The following is a 4,137-nucleotide window of genomic DNA, read 5'->3' as shown; positions in this document are numbered from 1 at the left end:
CTCACCCTCCAACAGCTCCTCGCGCATCCGCACGGCATCGACCTGGGCCCGCTCACCTCCCGTCTCCTACGGAGGCGCTGCCGCCGCCGATGCCGGTGGCGTCCGCAACGGAGGAGGGCATGTAGCCGCCGACGGAGTTCGCGAACAGGATCGGCGCGTTCGTCGCGTCCACGGCCGTACCGTCGATCTCGACCGGCACGCTGACGTTCAGCGACTGGTGGGTGGCGTCGACCGGCTTGGCGACGTAGGCGATCGCCTTCCAGAAGTGGTACGTCACGGAGTGGTCGGTGCCGTCCGTGTCCGTGATGGTCGTCGTCAGCTTCGTGTACGCGTCCGGGTCGAAGACCAGGGCGTCCGAGGAGGACGAGGACGACGACTTCGAGCTGCTCGCGTTCGCGCTGAGCGCGATGCCGCCGACCGCCGCGACACCGGCGGTCGCGCCGATGCCCATGACTACCGTCCTGCGCTTCACTGCCCTGTGCTTCACCGTGCTGCCTCTCGTCTTTTCGACCGTGTCTTCCTGACCGCTCCTTGGCCTTGCGCTTGCGAACGTAATCGGCGGCGAACAAAATCGTCAACAATCCGCGGGGATTCATGGGGGACCCACAGCGGCACGGTCGGCGGCAAGGCCGGGACACAGGAATTTCACGGCCCCCTCTCGGTTTTCTCCATGTTCTGACGTACCGTCAGATTCATGGATGCGATCTGGCTCAGCGGAGCGGACTGGCTCGCGGTCCTCCGTATAGGACTCGGGCTGTGGTGGCTGGAGAGCTGGCGGCACAAGGACAAGAAGGCCTGGTTCGAGCGCGGCACCGGGATCGCCTGGGCGGCCGACGTCGCCGCCAAACACCGCTGGACGGCGGTCCGTTCGGGCTTCGACGTGATGGTCGCGCCGCGCCCGCGCACGATGGCGTACGTCGTCGTCTACGCCGAGTTGGCGGTCGGCCTCGGCCTGGTCCTGGGGCTCCTCACCCCGGCCGCGCTCGTCGGGGGCCTGCTCCTCAACGTCCTCTACTTCACGCTCATGATCCACGACTGGGCGGAGCAGGGACAGAACGCGATGATGGCGCTCGTCTCGGTGGTCGGCCTGTTCGCGATGTCCTGGCAGGTGTGGTCGATGGACGCGGCACTGGGATGGTTCTGATGACCGCCTCCCCGCGCTACGACCTCCCCGAGCCCGATGCGTTCACCCGCACCTACTGGGAGGCCGCGGCACAGGGCCGCCTGCTCCTCCGCCGCTGCGCGGACTGCGGACGGGCCCATCACTACCCCCGCGAGTTCTGCCCCCACTGCTGGAGCGAGAACGTCACCTGGGAGCCCGCGAGCGGCCACGCCACGCTCTACACCTGGTCCGTCGTCCACCGCAACGACCTGCCGCCCTTCGGGGAGCGGGTGCCGTACGTGGCGGCGGTGGTCGATCTCGCGGAGGGCCCGCGGATGATGACGGAGATCGTGGAATCCGACTCCGAATCCGACTCCGACTCCGAATCCGAATCCGGGTCGGAGTCGGCGGGACTGCGGGCCGGGATGGCGGTGGAGGTGACGTTCCGGGACGGGGTGCCGGTGTTCAGGCCGCAGTGAGCCGCTGCTCCGATGCCCGGGCCATGGCGATCCGGGCCCGCAGGCCGCCGAAAATCACATACCCGGCGCACAAGGGGCTTGATTCAATGGCGCGATGGCCCACATACGCGAGCGGTCTCTGCAGCAGCCCTTCCCTGAGCTGAACGGTCATGGGCTTCGGCTGCGCCCCTGGGACGCCGATGCCGACAGTGATGTGACGGACTGGCTGCGTGGAGTGTCGGACCCCGAGTTCCAGCGCTGGAACACTCCGCTGCGGCCGATCACGGATGTCGCCGGCGCCCGCAACTCGCTGCGCTCCCGCGCCGAGAACGCGGAGGACGGCGTCAGCGCGTCGTTCTGCGTCACGGACGCGGCCAGCGGTACGACGCTCGGGCACATCGGCGTCAACGACATCGACCACATCATCCGCGTCGCCCGCGTCGGCTACTGGACCCTCCCCGAGGCCCGAGGCCGCAACGTCGCCACCCGCGCCCTCACCCTCGCCGCCCGCTGGGCCCTGACCGACCTGGGCCTGCACCGCCTCGAACTGGGCCACGCCCTCGGCCACGACGCCTCCTGCCACATCGCCGAACACTGCGGCTTTCCGGCCGAGGGGACACTGCGCGGGGCGATGTTCGAGGCGGGCCGACGGGACGCGTTCCGTGACGTACACCTGCACGGCCGGCTGGCGACGGACCCGGACCCGGAGGTGTGATGGACCGCGACTGGCGTATCACCGGGGACCTGAACCAATTCCTCACCCACGCAGGGGACTTCCTGCGGTCGCGCCCGGCGCTGCACACCGTCACGCTGACGGTGACGGACTCGCTGCGCAGGCGCGGGCTGCACATTCACGGCAAGGGCGACCCGGTGTTCGGCGTACTGGAACGGGACGGTGCCGTACGCGCCGCCTTCTTCCGGACGCCGCCCGGCCGCCTGATGCTGACGCCTCTCACCGCAGAGGAGGCCACCGCACTGGCAGCCCAACTGGCCGACCTAGGCGACGAGTTGCCGGGCGTCATGGGCGAACGGGACACGGCGTCGGCCTTCGCGGAGGCGTGGGCGCGACGGACGGGATCCGTACTCGAACTCCACGCGCGCCAACGCCTCTACCGCCTGGGTGAGTTGACGATCCCGGAGCCCGTTCCGCCCGGCCGCCCGAGAGTCGCGACAACAAAGGACCGTGAACAACTCATGCACTGGCACGCCGAGTTCGCCGAGGCCGTCGGTGAGGGTGGCACCAGGCAGGACTCCGGCGAGTGGGCCGACGCGCGGATCGCGTACGGCGGGGTCACGTTCTGGGAGACCCCGGACGGTACGCCGGTGTCGATGGCCGGGGTCACGGCGAAGGTGGCCGGCCAGATCCGCGTAGCCCCCGTCTACACCCCGGCGGACCTCAGGGACCGGGGGTACGCCGGTGCGGTCACGGCGGAGGTCAGCCGGGTCGCGCGGGCGGCGGGCGCGGAGGAGGTACTGCTGTTCACCGACCTGGCCAACCCGACGAGCAACGCCCTGTACCAACGGATCGGGTACCGCCCGGTGGAGGACTTCGCCGGATACGACTTCCGATCCGACCCAGGTCCAGGTCCAGGTCCAGGTCCAAGGTGATACTCGACCCATGGGAACGGGAACGGATCTTCACGAACTGCTGAAGTCACTGCGGGTATGGGCCCCGGAGGTGACCGAGCTGCCGTCGCTGGACCCGACCGCAGCACCGGACACCCCACTCGCCCTCTTCACCACCTGGTTCGTGGAGGCGGTGGCGGCGGGCGAGACCGAACCGCACGTGATGTCTCTGGCGACGAGGGACGGGGACCCTGAGACCGAGGGCGGTGGCCTCCCGGACGTACGGATCGTGATGCTGCACGGCGCGGACAACGAGGGCTGGTCCTTCGCGACCCACGCCACCAGCCGCAAAGGCCACCAGCTCACCACGTTCCCCTACGCCGCCCTCTCCTTCTACTGGCCCCGCCTCGGCCGCCAGGTCCGCCTACGAGGCCCCGTCATCCCCGCGACACCGACCGAGTCCCAGGCGGATCTGCACGCGCACTCGACGGGTGCCCTGGCGGCAGCGCTGACCGGCCACCAGAGTGAAGTCCTCCCGTCCTTGGGCGAGTTGGCGCAGGCGTCGGAAGCGGCCTGGGAACTGGCACAACGAGAACCGGAGACCCCTGCCCCGTCCTGGACCCTGTACCGCGTGTTCCCGGACGAGGTCGAGTTCTTTCAGGGCGATGCGCTACGACGACACGTGCGTCTGAGTTATGTCCGGGGGGAGCGGGGCTGGTCGAAGGGGTTGCTCTGGCCCTGAGTTGTGACGTGAACGTTGGGCCACTCGCTTCTTTGTCAGTGTCGGGCTTCCGCGGCCCGAGTAAAGGGCGCTCCCTGCGGTCGCGTCGGCTGCGCCGATTCCGCTGCGCTCCACCCTTGACTCGACCCGCTCCAGCCCGTTTGAGAAGCGAGCGAGCGGCCCGGAGGAACGGGTGGCTCAGGCATGAATTCCCCTGCCTGTACTGCGTTCCGGGCCGGAGCATAGGGGCGCGCTGCCGTCTCGCCTGCACGCCGGGCCGGCTCAGCGGC

At 69.4% G+C, this 4,137-nt stretch carries 6 protein-coding genes; 5 read left to right on the top strand and 1 reads right to left on the bottom strand.

Features of this window, described 5'->3' with window-relative positions; translation table 11 throughout:
* Positions 1-52 precede the first annotated feature (52 nt).
* Entirely contained in the window at positions 53-451 is a 399-nt protein-coding gene (locus ACFWP5_RS22270; RefSeq protein WP_384159112.1) for a hypothetical protein, read from the bottom strand.
* A gap of 243 nt (positions 452-694) precedes the next feature.
* On the opposite strand from ACFWP5_RS22270, the gene ACFWP5_RS22265 reads away from it, so the two are divergent.
* From ACFWP5_RS22265 to ACFWP5_RS22245, 5 genes are all read left to right on the top strand, one after another.
* The gene (locus ACFWP5_RS22265) at positions 695-1,144 is read left to right on the top strand and encodes a DoxX family protein (protein ID WP_384159109.1); all 450 of its coding nucleotides are present in this window, start codon (positions 695-697) and stop codon (positions 1,142-1,144) included.
* Positions 1,144-1,581, top strand: a complete 438-nt coding sequence (locus tag ACFWP5_RS22260) for a Zn-ribbon domain-containing OB-fold protein (RefSeq protein WP_384159106.1) — start codon at positions 1,144-1,146, stop codon at positions 1,579-1,581. The genes ACFWP5_RS22265 and ACFWP5_RS22260 overlap by 1 nt, the downstream gene beginning before the upstream one ends.
* Before the next feature lie 94 nt (positions 1,582-1,675).
* Positions 1,676-2,275 (top strand): GNAT family N-acetyltransferase, encoded by a 600-nt coding sequence (locus tag ACFWP5_RS22255; protein ID WP_384159103.1) that lies wholly within the window; start codon positions 1,676-1,678, stop codon positions 2,273-2,275.
* A complete protein-coding gene (locus ACFWP5_RS22250; protein ID WP_384159100.1) occupies positions 2,275-3,168 on the top strand; it encodes a GNAT family N-acetyltransferase in 894 nt (297 codons plus the stop codon). The genes ACFWP5_RS22255 and ACFWP5_RS22250 overlap by 1 nt, the downstream gene beginning before the upstream one ends.
* 10 nt (positions 3,169-3,178) lie before the next feature.
* Positions 3,179-3,868, top strand: coding sequence for a pyridoxal 5'-phosphate synthase (locus ACFWP5_RS22245; RefSeq protein WP_384159097.1), 690 nt, complete (start codon positions 3,179-3,181; stop codon positions 3,866-3,868).
* Positions 3,869-4,137 lie beyond the last annotated feature (269 nt).

The organism is Streptomyces sp. NPDC058469, assembly GCF_042721125.1.
Classification (GTDB): domain Bacteria; phylum Actinomycetota; class Actinomycetes; order Streptomycetales; family Streptomycetaceae; genus Streptomyces.
This window is presented reverse-complemented; position numbering and strand designations above follow the sequence as displayed.

What these genes read in the sequence shown, in the direction of transcription:
- ACFWP5_RS22265 (WP_384159109.1), top strand. Translation starts at nt 695, where the DNA reads ATGGATGCGATCTGGCTCAGCGGAGCGGACTGGCTCGCGGTCCTCCGT.
- ACFWP5_RS22260 (WP_384159106.1), top strand. Translation starts at nt 1,144, where the DNA reads ATGACCGCCTCCCCGCGCTACGACCTCCCCGAGCCCGATGCGTTCACC.
- ACFWP5_RS22245 (WP_384159097.1), top strand. Translation starts at nt 3,179, where the DNA reads ATGGGAACGGGAACGGATCTTCACGAACTGCTGAAGTCACTGCGGGTA.
- ACFWP5_RS22255 (WP_384159103.1), top strand. Translation starts at nt 1,676, where the DNA reads ATGGCCCACATACGCGAGCGGTCTCTGCAGCAGCCCTTCCCTGAGCTG.
- ACFWP5_RS22270 (WP_384159112.1), bottom strand. Translation starts at nt 451, where the DNA reads ATGGGCATCGGCGCGACCGCCGGTGTCGCGGCGGTCGGCGGCATCGCG.
- ACFWP5_RS22250 (WP_384159100.1), top strand. Translation starts at nt 2,275, where the DNA reads ATGGACCGCGACTGGCGTATCACCGGGGACCTGAACCAATTCCTCACC.